Genomic DNA, 14,325 nt, shown 5'->3' with positions numbered 1-14,325 from the left:
TGGGGGTGTCCGTTCCCGACGGTGGTGCTTACCGAGTGACTCGGGCGGGGACGGTGCTTGTCTGTCAGGAGTACTTCGGCAACAGAGACGTCCCGGATGGGTCACCCCGGCACCGTCACCAATCCGTTACAACTGCTGCATCGTGCTGGTGCCGTCAACCGTTGGCGTTTATGGCCGGATTGCCGCGTCGGGATCCGCCAGCAACCCGGCATCATGCGCGGGACTGTTCCAGCGCTCCCAGTCCTGCGGCAGGGTGGAAGGCCGGCCCAGGAAATATCCCTGCCCGGCGGTCATCCCGAGCGCGGTGACGGCTGCGAGTTGATGACTTGTTTCGATTCCTTCTGCGGTGACCGACGCACCGATCTGCCTGGCGACAATGGTCATGGCCTCACCGAACGCATGGCGCAGCGGGTCCGAATCGATTCCCGCGATGAGGTGCCGGTCAAGCTTGATGATCTCCGGTTCGAGCCCCCTGACATGGCGGATCGAGGCGAAATATGAGCCCACATGGTCAATCGCCAGACGGACTCCCCGCGCCCGGAGGGGTGCCAGCGCTGAAACCAGGGCAGCGGGCTCCTCGTCGGTCAGCGCGTCGGTGAGCTGAAGAACTGTCCGGCCGGGATGCAGACCCGATTCCCGCAGCAGCTCGGGCAGGAGCGGATCCAGGCAGGTGGCCGGGGAAAGTTTCAGGGCCACGTACAGGTGCCGGGGCAGGCGTTGCGCGGCCACGAGGGCGGACTCCAGCGCCGCGAATTCCAGATCGCGTCCGAGCCGGGCGCTGGTGGCCTCGGCGAACCAGTGGTCCGCGGTGTCGCTCCCGTCGCTCACGAACCGGGTGAACGCTTCGACACCGACGACGGCGTCCGTGGACAAATCGAATATCGGCTGGAAGGCCGTCAACAACGTCCGATGCGCCAGGACCGACGCGATCCGTGACGTACCCGCGGTTGTCGCAGCCGCGGTCGTTTCGACGGCGCGTCGACCCTCTGACGGGAGCGGCAGGTCCTCCGCATCGGGCCGGCCGCCCACATAGGCGGCCAGGGATCCGAGGGAGGCAAGATGCTCCGCAAGTGCCACTTCCGGGCGCCCCGGATTGGCGGCATGGTGTTTGCGGAGCTGGTCCCGCACCGCAGCGTTCTCCGGTGCGGTCTGTGACAGCACAGTATCGATGATCTCCGCGGCCTGCCGGCGTATCCCCGAAGTCCCGGGCCGTTGGCCGGCCGCAGGGGCGTCCTGCGGTTGAACGTCGTTGCATGGTGGAAGGTTGGATGACTCGGTCGGCATTGGCTGTTCCTCTGTTCGCCGTTCCGGCTGAGCCCGGAACCGGCCTGCGTACGTCCGGCGTCCCCCGGCTCCGGCCGTGGCAGTCCGTTACCGCACCTTACCCCGCAATGAAGCACAAGGCGATGGACCCGTGTGTCCCCTACAGTAGGGAACTGTCCCCGGCAGGCGTCTTGGGGCCGGCACTATTCGAAAGGTCTTCTCGCGTTGAGTCACCATCCAGTTCTGGCCCGCCGGTTGAACACGTTTGATGCGGTCGTTATCGGCCTCGGGTCGATGATCGGTGCGGGGGTGTTCGCCGCTTTCACCCCCGCGGCCCAGGCCGCCGGGTCCGGACTCCTGATTGGCCTGCTGATTGCCGCCGTGGTGGCCTACTGTAACGCCGCCGCCTCGGCCCAGCTCGCCGCCCAGTACCCGACGTCGGGCGGGACCTACGTCTACGGGCGCGAGCGGCTGGGCCCCTGGCCCGGCTTCCTGGCCGGCTGGGGCTTTGTCATCGGCAAGACCGCCAGCGCCGCGGCCATGGCCCTGACCTTTGCCGCCTACGCGGCTCCTCCCGGCTGGGAGCGGCCGGTCGCGGTCGCCGCCGTCGTCCTGCTGTCGGCCGTCAACTACCGGGGCGTGACGCGCACAGCTGCCCTGACCCGGGTCATTGTTGTCGCCGTCCTGGCTGCCCTCACCATCGTCGTCGCCGCTTGTTGGATCCCCGGTGCCGCGGACCCCCTCCGTCTGGTCGACGGCGGCCTGTTCGCGCACGGGTGGTACGGGATCCTGCAGTCCGCCGGGCTGCTCTTCTTCGCCTTCGCCGGCTACGCCCGCATCGCCACCATGGGCGAGGAAGTCATGAATCCGCGCACGACCATTCCGCGGGCCATCGTGATCGCCCTCGCCATCGCCGTCGTCGTCTATGCCGTTATCGCGGTGAGCATCCTCTCCGTCCTGGGTCCGGAGGGGATCGCGGGCACCCCTGCCCCGCTCGCCGCCGCCGTGTCCGCCGGAGCCTGGGACGCAGCCTCCCCGGTGGTACGGGCAGGCGCCGCGCTGGCGGCCCTCGGTGCGCTGCTGGCGCTGATTGCGGGACTGGGCAGGACCTGCCTGGCGATGGCACGGGAGGCGGACCTGCCGCGCTGGCTGGCCGCCGTGCATCCGCGCTTCAAAGTCCCGCACCGGGCGGAACTGGTTCTGGCGGGGATCATCTGCCTGATCATCAGTGTGGCCGATCTTCGCGGCGCCATCGGATTCTCATCCTTTGGTGTGCTGATCTACTATCTGGTGGCCAACCTGTCCGCGTACACCCAGGACTCCGGAAACCGCCGTTACCCGAAGGCGCTCCAAGTGGCCGGTGCGGTGGCCTGCGTGGCCCTCGTTGCCACCTTGCCCGTGGGCTCCGTGATCGCGGGCGTGCTCATGTTCGCGGCCGGCATCCTTTACCGCGTCCTTCGCCTGCGCCTGGCAAAAAGGCCGTAGCCCCAAGGACAACCCCGGGCATCCGCCGGCCTTCAACCGTGAGACGACAACGTCGGCTACGGCTGCGATTCCGCGTTGGGTGAGGTGTTGGCCTTGTCAGCCCGGGGGCGGAGCCGACGGCTGGCCAGCAGGAACGGCACCGCGATCAGCTCGATTGCGCCGCCGATCGCCAGCGACGCCGGGTAGCCGTACACGTCGGCCGCCCGGCCAAGCAGCGGCTGCACCACCACGCCGCCGCTTGATCCCATGAGCGAATCGAAGCTCAGCACTGTTGCCCGCTGCTTCGAGGCGATCATGTCGTTCAGGTAGGCCTGCCGCACCGGGGTGCCCGCCGCTGAGACCAGAGCCCAGAGCGCCAACAACACCAGGGCCACCCAGAACACCCGCGTGAACCCGAGCAGCACCAGAATCAGTGCGCCCACGATGCTGCTCAGAATCAGCACCGTTGTGCGTCTGCGGACCAGGCGCCGGAGGCGGGGCGCCAGCCAGCCGCCAAACACCTGCGCGCCCGCCACGATTGCGGCCGCCAGACCCGCTACGGAGTACGCGCGCGGGTCGCCGAAGAGCCCAAGCAGGTACGGCTGCAGGGCATAGAACACATAGATCCCGACGCCGGCGCTGAACGGCGCCGCCAGCATCACGTAACGGACGGGCGGATTCTTCAATCCGTTCTCAATCGAGGCGGAGAGCACGGCACGGGTCGCCTGAAGGGGATGGGCCGAGCGTTCGGGCGTGAACCCGACATCGTGCATGAGCCATAAGGCCACGACCAACATGACCAGCAGCACGCCCATGCGCAGCAGAAACGGCACGCCCAGGTTGGAGGCCTGCGCGATCACGCCGCCGGCCACCGAGCCGGCAAGCATCCCAACGCCCGACACCATCAGCCCTCGCCCGAGCACCGTCTCCAGCCCTCCTTCATACCCCGAGAAGCGCAACGCATCGACGAGCCAGGCCTCCACCGCCCCCGAGAAGAACGTGAAGCCCAGCCCCAGCAGGACCGACACCAGCGCCCACGACCAGAACGGGGCGGAAAGCTGCCAGAGCAGGTAGTACAGGTAGGTCGATACGGCCAGGGTCACGGTGCCGAGAAGGAACGAAACGCGCCGCCCCCAACCGTCGGCAATCACTCCGGTGGGCACCTCGAACAGCACCATGCCGGCCGTGAAGAACGCGTTCGCGGCAAAGGCCTCAAGGTTGCTGAGTCCGGCATCCAGCAGGAAGAGGGTGTTGATCCCCCAGATGAACGAGGCCGCAAGGGTATTGCCCAGCGTCAACGTGAGATAGATGCGCTGGATCTTTCGGGCGGCGGCGTTCATCACATCGCCGTCCCCGCCAGGGCGTAAGGGCAACACGAGCCTATTCTCGTCGCCCACGTCTGCACGCGCCAGAGCAAATGTCAGACACTGGGCGCATCTCCCCCTGGGCTCCCCGGCGAGTGGGCGTCCGGTGCCCACTACTGATGACGCGCCGGTCGCCGAGGCCCTCGCGGCAACCAACACCACCAGCCTGTCCGCGCGGCCAGTCGACGAACCCTCCGGCGGTCAATGGCAGCGAATGTGGGTGGCCGTGGCTCTCGCCCAGCAACGCTCCGTGCTGCTGCTGGATCAGCCCACCGCCTTCGTTGACTTCGTCCACCAAATCGAACCTCTGGAACTGTTCAGGGCCCTTAACCGCGGCGGGCGCACACTCGTCGCGCTGCATGACCTTCACCACGCCGTCCGGTACGCAAGCCACATCATCGCTATGAAGAACGGGCGTGCCCGGGGCGGGACCCTAGAGTGGTCCGCCGGCGACCTCCGGTGTGCCGGTGTCATCGGCGGGCCCGCCATGGCCACCCCCGTGACCGTGGTGCCCCCCGTGCCCTCCGCCGCGTTGGCCGGCGTCGCCCACTCGCTCGCGGGCAAGGAACGTCTCGACGTCGAAGAGGTTGTCCGCCCGGCGGGCGACGTTGAGCAGCGTGGACATCGATGCCACCTCCTCGACCTGCTCCTTTAGGAACCAGAGCATGAACTGTTCACCCAGTGGGTCGTTTTCCGCCCGAGCCGCAGCGAACAATTCCTTGATGCGGTCCGTAACCTCAACTTCCTGGGCGAGGGCAAGGACCAGGGGTTCCTCCGCCGAGCTGAAGTCGTTCCGGACCGGATCTACTCCGGGAATGGTGATCTTGATGCCGCGGTCCAGGATATACCGAACCATCATCATTGCGTGGTTGCGCTCCTCCAACGATTGGCGGTAAAAGTGCTTGGCGAGCTGGGGAAGGTCCTGCCCGTCGAACCAGGCAGCGATGGCGATGTACTGCTGGGAGGCTGCGAACTCATTGCCGACCTGGCGGGTCAGCAGCTCGTTGAATTGTGGGCTCATGGTGCTCTCCTCGAGTAGGTGTTCAAGGGTGTGGACCTGGGGCGCCAAGGTTCTGCTGGGTCCGGGACTGCCGGAGGGCCTGTAACGAGAGTCCTCCGCTTTGGATCTCCCCGTCAAGATCCCGCCTCTGGGCAGTCGGGTGCCGGGAAAGCGGTCGCCGAAAACTTCTTCTCGCAGTTGAAGGCGGGCGGAGCGCTGCCATGGAATACATCCAGGACTGCTACAACCGCCGCCGACCAAACCGATGGGCTGGCGGAATTCCACCGGCAGCGGCCAATGCCACCCGTCAAACCCGCGACCGGAATCCCTGGCCGGGCAACCGGACGCACCAACAGACACCGCCCAGGCGTTCGCCGCCCGGACGGACACGAGGTGTGCGGGGCCTACTGATGACGCCCCTGAGATGTTCGACTGGACACGGCTGGAAGACTGAAGGCATGAATATCGTCGAATTTCTTGAGGCCCGCATTGCCGAGCAAGAAGAGAGCATCCAGTGCGGAAACTCAACGTCGGGCCAAAACTTGCGTACCTTGGCAACGGACGAAATGGCGGTCCCGCTGTCGCTCACCGAAGCACTGTAGGTGGAATGCGCTCAGAAACGGGCGATCCTGGCGGACTGGAAAGCCGCAGCCGCCGAGGAAGGGATCACTGCCACGGCAGAAGCTTCAGGAACGGTCGCCATCGCCCACCGCTCCATGCTGAACATCCTCGCCGCTGGCTACAAAAACCACCCCGATTCCCAAAACCTATGGGATTTGTGACCGGGAGTAACAGTGTCAACTTGATCGGAGCCGGCAGGACGGGACGGATCCCATCGCCCCATGCCGTGTGGACTCACCGCGGCCGATGGCCGCGCAGTAGCTCGATGGGGCAACCCGGCCAAACCAGTATGGTCCGGTTTCGACGGCGTCCCCCGAACCAAACTTGTGTGGCCCCCTTGTAGATATCCGACAAAAACCTGTCGTGAGCGGCAAACTACCGTCGGTTGGGATGAACATCTGCAGCAGGCCAGCGCAAAGGAATAGTCAATGACGATCCAGGAACATCCAGCCAGCCCTTACGCGATCCTCGAAACAGCCCGTCAGCAGGTGCTGAACAAAGGCGTCGGACTCAGCGAAGAGCAACTGCTGGAGGTACTGCAGCTCCCCGATGAAGCCCTCCCCGCCGCACTGCAGCTGGCACACGAGGTACGCCTCAGCCACTGCGGCGAGGACGTGGAGGTGGAAGGCATCGTCTCCATCAAGACCGGCGGATGCCCGGAGGACTGCCACTTCTGCAGCCAGTCCGGGCTCTTCGATTCCCCCGTCCGCGGCGTGTGGCTGGACATCCCTGAACTGGTCAGGGCCGCGAAGGAAACGGCGGCCACCGGGGCCACGGAGTTCTGCATCGTCGCCGCCGTCCGGGGACCCGACATCAAGCTGATGAACCAGATCAAGTTCGCGATCGACCGCATCAACGAAGCCGTGGACATCAACATCGCCTGCTCCCTGGGCATGCTCACCCAGCGCCAGGTGGATCAGCTCGCCGCTTGGGGCGTCCACCGCTACAACCACAACCTGGAGACGGCGCGCAGCTACTTCCCTGAGGTGGTCACAACCCACAGCTACGAGGAGCGCCTCGAGACGTGCAGCATGGTCAAGGCCGCCGGCATGGAACTCTGCTGCGGTGCGTTGATAGGGCTGGGCGAATCCCTGGAGCAACGTGCCGAGCTCGCCGCCCAGCTCGCCGCCCTCGAACCCCACGAGGTCCCGCTCAACTTCCTCAACCCCCGGCCCGGGACTCCCCTCGAAAACCAGGGGATCATGGACGGAAAAGACGCCCTCCGCGCCATTGCCGTATTCCGCCTGGCCATGCCCACAACCGTGTTGCGCTACGCCGGCGGACGCGAACTTACCCTCGGCGATCTCGGAACCAGGGATGGCCTACTGGGCGGCATCAATGCCGTCATCGTCGGGAACTACCTGACGACGCTCGGCCGGCCGGCGACGGCGGATCTGGACCTGCTCGTTGAGTTGAATATGCCCATCAAGGAGTTCCAGAAATCACTTTGACCGGAGCCATGGACAGCAGCCTGCAAGGCCAGCCGGAGGATGGCTATTGCGGGCACTGCGGCGAGGCGTTCGACGGCGGTGAGGCGTCGGCGTCGGCGTCGGCGTCGGTCGATCATCGGCGCTGCCGGGAGCAGCTGGTGCTGGAACCGCCGCGCTACTGCGGGCGGTGCCGCCGCCGGATGAAGGTCCAGGTTACACCGCTGGGCTGGACGGCACAGTGCTCGCGCCACGTGGTGCTGGTCCGATGCCCGCAGGTGCCCGCGGACTCGTCCAAGTGATGCCGGAACCGTTTGATCGGGCCCGCGCGGCCGGCGGCATCGGCCTGGCCATCACGGGACCGGCGAAGCGGACCGCTGATCGCCTTGCCTGCATCCCGTTCTCCGGATGCCAGGCTTCTCCGGAAACCGAACCAGGGTTCCGGTGAGTGTCTGAATGGCGATGGATCCGCGGGTGGCCTGGAACGCCGGGCGGTTGCCGGGCGCTCTGGTGTATTGGTCAGTTCGACGTAATCACGGTGGACCAGAAGCTAAACGAGCCCGCTCATTCTGGATTTCCCTGAAGCTGGTGGCGATTCCGTAACCTTCGCCGTGGCCCAGCCTCGAGATTTCAACATCCGTCGCAGTCAGGGCAATCCTGAGGATCTCGCCCGAGATTTTCTTGCCAAGCGAGAGCGACTTGATTGAGTGATGAGGTAGATCCAGGAGCCGGTCCGCTCCGGTGACGCGCTTTTCCACGACCAGGAGGCGCTTGCCCGTCAGGACGACGAACCCTGGCTTGTCGTCGAGGTGTCCCTTTCCGATGGCACAAACGGTTTCGTCTCGGTCCAAGGCGCCGACAATGCTACGCGGGATTTCCTGGCCACAAACGTCGAGACCTGCTCTCGCCGCGGCGTCCCCGAGTCCGTGGTAGTACATGACTCCCTGCGGGAGATTCTCCTCGATCCTGAGCAGGTGTTCAGCGTGCCCGGCTCCGGACTCTTCCGCTCTCCAGTCAATTTCCGTCCCTCGAGCTGAAGCTGACGCCCATCCCGTCAGGTGCGATGCCCCCCGTCTCCTCCGCAGGGAACGAGGTACGTCAACGCGTATCTCTGCCCCATCGCCGGACTGGGTTCTGAATCCTGCATCCACAGTGGCTCGATGAATCAGCGGCCCCGCCGCATCGACGCCCGTGAGCATCGTCCAGCGGATACTCACTGCCGCTGTAGTCATTTGTCCCTCGACGCTATTCGCTTCACCGCGGGTATGAACTGGCGCAGGCTCTGGGACGTCGCGGCGAAGCGTGTCCGCCCCGTCGACGGGGCCCGAAGGCTCCGCGGAGACGCTCTTGCCGGCGGGGGCGCAACGACTGGCCTGGCCAATCCTGGGGGTTGCCCAGCCCTGAAATGGCCCGGGAAATGTTTCCCCCGGCTCCGGGTGCACCTCAGACCTCTCCTTCTGTGGTTCTGGAAGGTGCGGCATCAATGTTCGGCCGGATTGGAATCTGAACTCTCAGCTGGCCGCCATGCGGCCCACTCCCGCGGATGAGCGGAGGGTCTGCCGAGGAGGTAGCCCTGTCCGGCGGACATGCCGATCCCGGTGACGGCGGCCAGCTCTTCCTGCGTTTCGATTCCTTCGGCGACAAGGGCAGCACCGATCTGGCGGGCGAATTCGACCAGGGCGGCGCCGAGGGCGCGCTGGCCAATGTCGTCGTCGATGCCCGAGATAAGGCTGCGGTCCAGTTTGATGATGTCAGGCCGGATATGGAGGATGTGGCGCATCGAGGCGAAACCGGAGCCGGCGTCGTCCACTGCGATGCGCAGGCCGCGCACCCGCAGGGGCGCCAGGGCCGAGAGCAGGGGGCCGTAGGCCGACACCTCGAGCCGCTCGGTAAGTTCCAGAATGATCCGGTCGAGCGGCAAACACGGACGCTGCAGCAGTCCGGGAAGCCGCGGGTCCAGGCACGTGGCCGGTGATATGTTCAGGGCCACGTAGATGTCGGAAGGCATCCCCTGCGCCGCTTTGAGCGCGATGTCCAGGGCAGCTAGTTCGAGCTCGGCCGAGAGGCCCACGGCTGCTGCCTCGTTGAACCAATACTCCGCACCAGCGCCGTCGTCGCTGACGAAACGCGACAGCGCCTCGATACCGATGAGGCGTCGGCTGGCCAGATCATAGATAGGTTGGAACGCCGTCAGCAGCAGATCACCTTCGATCATCGCTTGGATCTTGTTCCGGCTGTGGGACGAGGCTGCTTCGTGTGCCGTTTCCGGCGGGAGTGGCCGGCTGGTGCCTTCGACGCCACCGCGCTGCCCGCCTTTCGCGAACCGGCTGGTACCGGCCGACTCCATCCAAACGGAGCTTCCGTCGCGGTGCTGGCAACGCGCGATGAATCCGGTCCAGGAGGTATTTTCCGTATCAGGAGACGCCCGTACGCCGACGCGGGCCCCGGCGAGTTCGTCCACATCAAGGATCAGGCTGCAGTGCCTGCCGACCAGTTCCGAGGGCAAGTAGCCGAGGACGCCGGCGCTGGTTTGGTTGGAGAACGTGAAAATCCCGTGATCATCCACCGCCCATACCCACTCGCGGCTGGTGTGCAGAACCGTGTCCATAAGATGGGCAGCACTCCGGGCACGGATTCGCTCCGATCGGTGATGACGACGGAAACGCAAGGCGAGAAAGCAGGCCGCGGCGATCGGCATCAGGATCAGCGAGCCAGCCAGCATCTGGAGGGTGGGACTGGTGATGATCTCCGCCGGGTCCAGGATCAGGGCCGCCCCGGCTGTCAGGGCGAAGACCACCTGGACAGCCAGCACACAGGTCAGTATGTCCCGCGCCCTCGGCGTTCCCGATTCTTTGTCCCGCATCGGCGCCTGCTTCCTCATTTGGTTGGCCTCCGCTTTCAATACATCGAGAGCGGAGGCATCGGAGGCCGACATGGACAGGGAGCCAGCGGGCGCCGAAAGTGCCATAAGGAAGGACCCCTGAAAGATTGCCCAATAACCAGATCCATTGATTCGATCCGGGTGATGTTCCGGGAGGAAACCCGGCTTGCCCGCGGAGAGTTTCCCCCGTGACTGGCCGGCTCCGACGGTGTACGACAAGTTAACAATGCCGACCGTCCCCGGATCAGAACCTGCGTCAAAACTGCTCAATACCTGCGTGGGCTTCCGGCTCGGTCCATGAAAATGCGCCGGAGGCAGACGTGAAGCGGCAAGGCAGCCTGACTCCACCGTGCCGGCTCGTTCAACCACGGACCCGGCTACGGGCAATCGCAAACTCCGACGACGCCGCTTTTGACGTTAACTGTCCGGCAACGTCCGATCCCTGGCATTCCCGGTCGGACGGCCTGCCGCAGCATCTGCGCAGCCGGGAAAGTCCATACCCTAGCCTTGGGACCATGAATCAAGCGCTGTGGCGTAAGTACTCCGAGTGGCCCATGCTCGCGGCCGCCATTGTATTCCTGACTGCCTACTCGATCCAGGTGATCGCCAATCTGAAGCCCACCCAGGCTGACGTCATCGAGGTCACCATCTGGATCACCTGGGCCGCCTTTGCCTTGGACTACGTCGTCAACCTCTGCCTGGCACCGCAGAAAGGGAGGTGGTTCGTCCGCAACCTCCACGAGCTTGTGATCCTCGTACTCCCTGCCCTGCGTCCGCTGCGGCTGCTGCGGCTTGTGACACTGCTGCGGATTCTTCACCGTACGGGCGGAAACGCGCTACGCGGCCGGATCGTCACGTATGTGCTCGCTTCCGCCGCATTGCTCATTTATGCGGGTGCCCTTGCCGTACTCGATGCGGAGGAGAACGCGGACGGCTCCAACATCACCAACTTCGGCGATGCGCTGTGGTGGGCCATGACCACCATCACCACCGTCGGATACGGCGACCACTTCCCGGTGACCCTGATCGGCCGGCTGGTCGCCGGCGGCCTGATGGTCGGCGGTATCGCCGTGCTCGGCGTCGTTACAGCCTCGGTCGCCTCCTGGCTCGTGGAGCATGTGGCCCTCGAGACCGCTGCCGATGTGGAAGCGAATGAGGAGCCATTCAGAGCAGATGTTGCCCGGCTCGCACAACAGATCGAGCTGCTCACCGCCCAACTGTCCAATGTGAATCGCGCCGATGAAACTGTGGAGCATTCCCCGCACGCCACTCTTCCCTGCCGTCCCGGCGACACCTCGCCGCCGCCCCGGCCCGCACCTGAAGACCGGGCCGGGACCACGCACGCTCGCCCGTAACTCAACACCCCGTCAGAGGGATCCGGGTGGACACTCGCCACGCTCCTCCAGCAAAACCCCGCGCTGACGAGGTTCGTGCTGTGCCCGAGGAGTGGCGGGTTTCCTGCTGACAGCGGCGGGCAGAAGCAGCCGGGTCAGGCAGAGGCCCGGTCCGCCAGACTGGGGCGGGCCGGGCGCACGGCCGGCACGCCGTCGTCGTCCTGGCCGTACAACCAGTCGTTGTACCGGAAGTCGTTGTCCGTCCGGCGTCGTCGTTGATCAGAGCCGGGTGTCGAAGGAATCACAGAAAACGTTCTCGTTGAACGTTCCTTGGAACTCGGACGTGCCCTGGATCTTCTCGATGGTGGCGCGGATCGCTTCGCGGGTTCCGGCGTGGGCGTGGATGGCGGTCTTGACCATCGGTACATCGATCAGGTGGTTGGGCTGGTTGAGCGAGACGAACACGGTGGGCACCTCGGTGACGTACCAGGGAATCTCGGCAGCCATGGGCGTTGACCACTTGATCCGGATCGCCGCCTCCTGCGCGAAGCCCTTGACATTGGCGAAGACAAACGCGGCGTCGTACTTTTCCGCATAGTCAGCCGTGGCTTCCTCCGAGATGATGGTCATGAAGTTCACGCCGGCCTCCCCCGCGGCTGCACGCTGCTCCGCCGTCTTGAACAGGTGCACCTCGAAGCCCGCCTCTTCCAGCTCGGCCTTGACCGTATCCAGGTACGCCAGCGGGTCCGCACGGGTGAAGTCAGCGCCGCCGGAGATGCCGTACAGCCGGATGCGTTTGTGCGTCGCCGGGGTGATGGGCAGATGGCTGGCGGTGTCCTTGACCAGGGTGACTGTCTTGTCCGCGATTTCAGCGGCGATGGCCCGGTGGGCTTCGCTTCCAATGACGCGCAGCGCTTCCGGCGGCGGGACACGCTCCGCGGCCGGTTGACCGTGCAACCCGAGGGTTGCCTTCAGTGCCAGGATCCGGCGCAGGGCGTCATGGAGACGCTCCTCCGTGATGACCCCGGACTTGTAGCCGTCCATCATGTACTGGAAGTCTTCCGCAGGGTTCCGGAAGAAGAGGAACATATCGCAGCCGGCCGCGATGGTGGCCGGAACCAGGTCCTTGCGCCTCATGGCCTGGGTCAGGCCCACCATCTGGGATGCATCGGTGAGGATCAGCCCGTTGAAGCGAAGCTCGCCGCGGAGAAGGTCCTGCAGGAGCTCCGGCGCCAGGGTTGCGGGCAGGATGTCCTTGTCCGCCGTCCCCGGACGGAAATGCCGGGTCAGCTCCGGAGCGCCAATGTGGCCGATCATGATGGACTGCACACCGTGGCCGATCAACTCCCGGTACACGTGTCCGTAGGTCCGGTTCCAGTCCTCATAGCCGAGGGTGTTGTAGGAGGTGACGACGTGCTGGTCCCGTTCGTCCATTCCGTCACCGGGGAAGTGTTTCATGGCGCAGACCGTGGCAGATTCGCTGATGCCGTCGAAGTACTCCTTGGCCCGCTCCACCACAATGTCCGGGGTGTTGCCGAAAGCCCGGGTGGAGATGACCGTGTTCCGCCAGTTGTAGTGGATGTCCACGATCGGCGCGAAAGCCCAGTTGCAGCCCAGCGCCGCGGTCTCCACCCCGGCCACCCGGCCCATTTGACGGGCGATCGACTTGTCCGGGTGCGAGCCCGCCTGCAGGTGTGTTGACACGAATGTGCCGTCGTCGCAGCTTCCCGCGCCGCCCATCTCCGGGTTGGAAGCCACCAGCAGCGGGATCTTGGACTTGGACTGTGCGTAACGGATATGGTCCTGCACGGCGGTAGAGGGGCCGGGGCGGTATCGGATGCCGCCAACGTGGTAATTGTCCAGGACGCCGTCCAGATACTCCGGGGAGTAGTCGTTGTTGTGGTTGATGAACAGCTGACCTATCTTTTCCTCGAGCGACATGGACCCCAGGGTGGCTTCCACCCAGGCGATCGCATCGTCGTCGAGGTTAAACGGCGCCGCGTGCAGATCGACCAGGAACGGCCCCGAGACCACCGTTCCGGATTCTCCGGGCCCGGCCGCATCACCGGGGAGGCCCGTCAGCGCCTGACTGACCACCTGGTCGACGGGGAACGCGATGTCAACGACGACGCCGGATTCATCCGCTTCCAGCGGTTCCAGCACCGAGAGCTGGGACTCCAGGAGTGTGGCCGGCATGAAGTGGTCACTGCGGCCTTCCAGCCGGGCACTCAGGACGTCCTTGCTGCCGTTCAGGTGCAGGAAGACGGTGTCCGGGGCCTGGGCCCGGATGGCGTCACGGTAGCTGCGTTTCAAGGCGGAGCAGGCCAAAACCAGGCCACCGTCCCCGGCAGTGGCCAGTTCGCTGCCAACGGCGGTCAGCCATGGCCAGCGGTCCTCATCGGTCAGCGGGATGCCGGCCGCCATTTTGGCAACATTTTCGACCGGGTGGAGCGAATCGCCGTCGAGAAAGGGCAGGCCCAGTTCGCGGGCGACGAGATCGCCGATGGTCGTTTTGCCGCACCCTGAAACCCCCATAACAACCACGCGTCGTCGCGTCATGCCTTCGGTGTCCACTTCGTTGTTCATCACCAGTCGTGGACCGTTCCGTCGACGAGGCGGTTGTAGGGCAGGTAGGCCTGCTGGTAGGGGTAGGCCGCGGCGGCTTCGGCGTTGAATTCGACGCCGATGCCGGGTGCCTCCCCCGGGTGCAGGTACCCGTCGGTGAAGGTCATGGATTGTTCGAAGACCTCGTTGGTCGCGTCCGAGTGCTGCATGTATTCCTGGATCCCGAAGTTGTGGATCGCCAGGCCCACGTGCAGCTGCGCGGCGAACCCGACCGGAGAGATGTCCGTGGGGCCGTGGAAGCCGGACTTGATCTGGTACTGCGCGGCGAAGTCCATCACCTTCTTCAGCGGCGAGATCCCGCCGAAGTGCGTGGACGCGGCCCGGACGTAATCGATCAGCTGTTCCT

The 14,325-nt window shown here is 65.3% G+C and carries 13 protein-coding genes and 1 pseudogene; 7 read left to right on the top strand and 7 right to left on the bottom strand.

The annotated features are described in order from the left end of the window. Window positions 1-168 precede the first annotated feature (168 nt). Window positions 169-1,161: an EAL domain-containing protein gene (locus ACZYZE_RS18695; protein WP_463909513.1), complete on the bottom strand. Its 993-nt coding sequence runs from the start codon at window positions 1,159-1,161 to the stop codon at window positions 169-171. A 327-nt stretch (window positions 1,162-1,488) separates the two neighbouring features. Between ACZYZE_RS18695 and ACZYZE_RS18690 the strand changes: the two genes are divergently transcribed. Continuing rightward, complete coding sequence (locus tag ACZYZE_RS18690) at window positions 1,489-2,748, top strand: APC family permease (RefSeq protein ID WP_463909512.1); 1,260 nt, start codon at window positions 1,489-1,491, stop codon at window positions 2,746-2,748. A gap of 56 nt (window positions 2,749-2,804) precedes the next feature. Here ACZYZE_RS18690 and ACZYZE_RS18685 read toward each other — a convergent pair whose 3' ends face one another. After that, a complete protein-coding gene (locus ACZYZE_RS18685; protein ID WP_459320115.1) occupies window positions 2,805-4,067 on the bottom strand; it encodes an MFS transporter in 1,263 nt (420 codons plus the stop codon). Between ACZYZE_RS18685 and ACZYZE_RS18680 the strand changes: the two are divergent. Further along, window positions 4,036-4,356 (top strand): annotated as a pseudogene (locus tag ACZYZE_RS18680) (ATP-binding cassette domain-containing protein); the annotation flags it as partial. The gene ACZYZE_RS18685 and the pseudogene ACZYZE_RS18680 sit on opposite strands and share 32 nt — an antisense overlap. 168 nt (window positions 4,357-4,524) lie before the next feature. Here the strand turns inward: ACZYZE_RS18680 and ACZYZE_RS18675 are convergent. Beyond that, window positions 4,525-5,112: a ferritin gene (locus ACZYZE_RS18675; protein ID WP_463909509.1), complete on the bottom strand. Its 588-nt coding sequence runs from the start codon at window positions 5,110-5,112 to the stop codon at window positions 4,525-4,527. 437 nt (window positions 5,113-5,549) lie between these two features. Here ACZYZE_RS18675 and ACZYZE_RS18670 point away from each other — a divergent pair, with 437 nt between their 5' ends. The 4 genes from ACZYZE_RS18670 to bsaP all read left to right on the top strand — a co-directional run bounded on the left by ACZYZE_RS18670 (window position 5,550) and on the right by bsaP (window position 7,441). Then, window positions 5,550-5,693 carry a hypothetical protein gene (locus ACZYZE_RS18670; protein WP_463909507.1) on the top strand — a complete coding sequence of 48 codons (144 nt, stop codon included), beginning with the start codon at window positions 5,550-5,552 and terminating at the stop codon, window positions 5,691-5,693. Beyond that, window positions 5,694-5,873 (top strand): DUF6221 family protein, encoded by a 180-nt coding sequence (locus ACZYZE_RS18665; RefSeq protein WP_463909506.1) that lies wholly within the window; start codon window positions 5,694-5,696, stop codon window positions 5,871-5,873. It abuts the gene before it with no gap. A gap of 267 nt (window positions 5,874-6,140) precedes the next feature. Beyond that, window positions 6,141-7,163: a biotin synthase BioB gene (gene bioB, locus ACZYZE_RS18660; protein ID WP_463909504.1), complete on the top strand. Its 1,023-nt coding sequence runs from the start codon at window positions 6,141-6,143 to the stop codon at window positions 7,161-7,163. Window positions 7,164-7,171: 8 nt separating this feature from the next. After that, a complete protein-coding gene (bsaP, locus tag ACZYZE_RS18655; protein WP_463909502.1) occupies window positions 7,172-7,441 on the top strand; it encodes a biotin synthase auxiliary protein BsaP in 270 nt (89 codons plus the stop codon). A 231-nt stretch (window positions 7,442-7,672) separates the two neighbouring features. On the opposite strand, the gene ACZYZE_RS18650 is transcribed toward bsaP, so the two are convergent. Beyond that, a complete protein-coding gene (locus ACZYZE_RS18650; protein WP_463909500.1) occupies window positions 7,673-8,077 on the bottom strand; it encodes a PH domain-containing protein in 405 nt (134 codons plus the stop codon). Window positions 8,078-8,619: 542 nt separating this feature from the next. After that, window positions 8,620-9,951, bottom strand: a complete 1,332-nt coding sequence (locus ACZYZE_RS18645) for a sensor domain-containing phosphodiesterase (protein ID WP_463909498.1) — start codon at window positions 9,949-9,951, stop codon at window positions 8,620-8,622. A 584-nt stretch (window positions 9,952-10,535) separates the two neighbouring features. On the opposite strand from ACZYZE_RS18645, the gene ACZYZE_RS18640 reads away from it, so the two are divergent. Next, the gene (locus ACZYZE_RS18640; RefSeq protein ID WP_463909496.1) at window positions 10,536-11,375 is read left to right on the top strand and encodes a potassium channel family protein; all 840 of its coding nucleotides are present in this window, start codon (window positions 10,536-10,538) and stop codon (window positions 11,373-11,375) included. Between the two features lie 258 nt (window positions 11,376-11,633). Here ACZYZE_RS18640 and ACZYZE_RS18635 read toward each other — a convergent pair whose 3' ends face one another. Continuing rightward, a complete protein-coding gene (locus tag ACZYZE_RS18635; RefSeq protein ID WP_463909514.1) occupies window positions 11,634-13,913 on the bottom strand; it encodes a gluconokinase, GntK/IdnK-type in 2,280 nt (759 codons plus the stop codon). Window positions 13,914-13,939: 26 nt separating this feature from the next. Further along, window positions 13,940-14,325, bottom strand: a 386-nt coding sequence (locus ACZYZE_RS18630; RefSeq protein WP_463906688.1) for an enolase C-terminal domain-like protein, incomplete at its 5' end; no start/stop codon positions are given.

It is taken from the genome of Pseudarthrobacter woesei (assembly GCF_055412745.1).
This window is presented reverse-complemented; position numbering and strand designations above follow the sequence as displayed.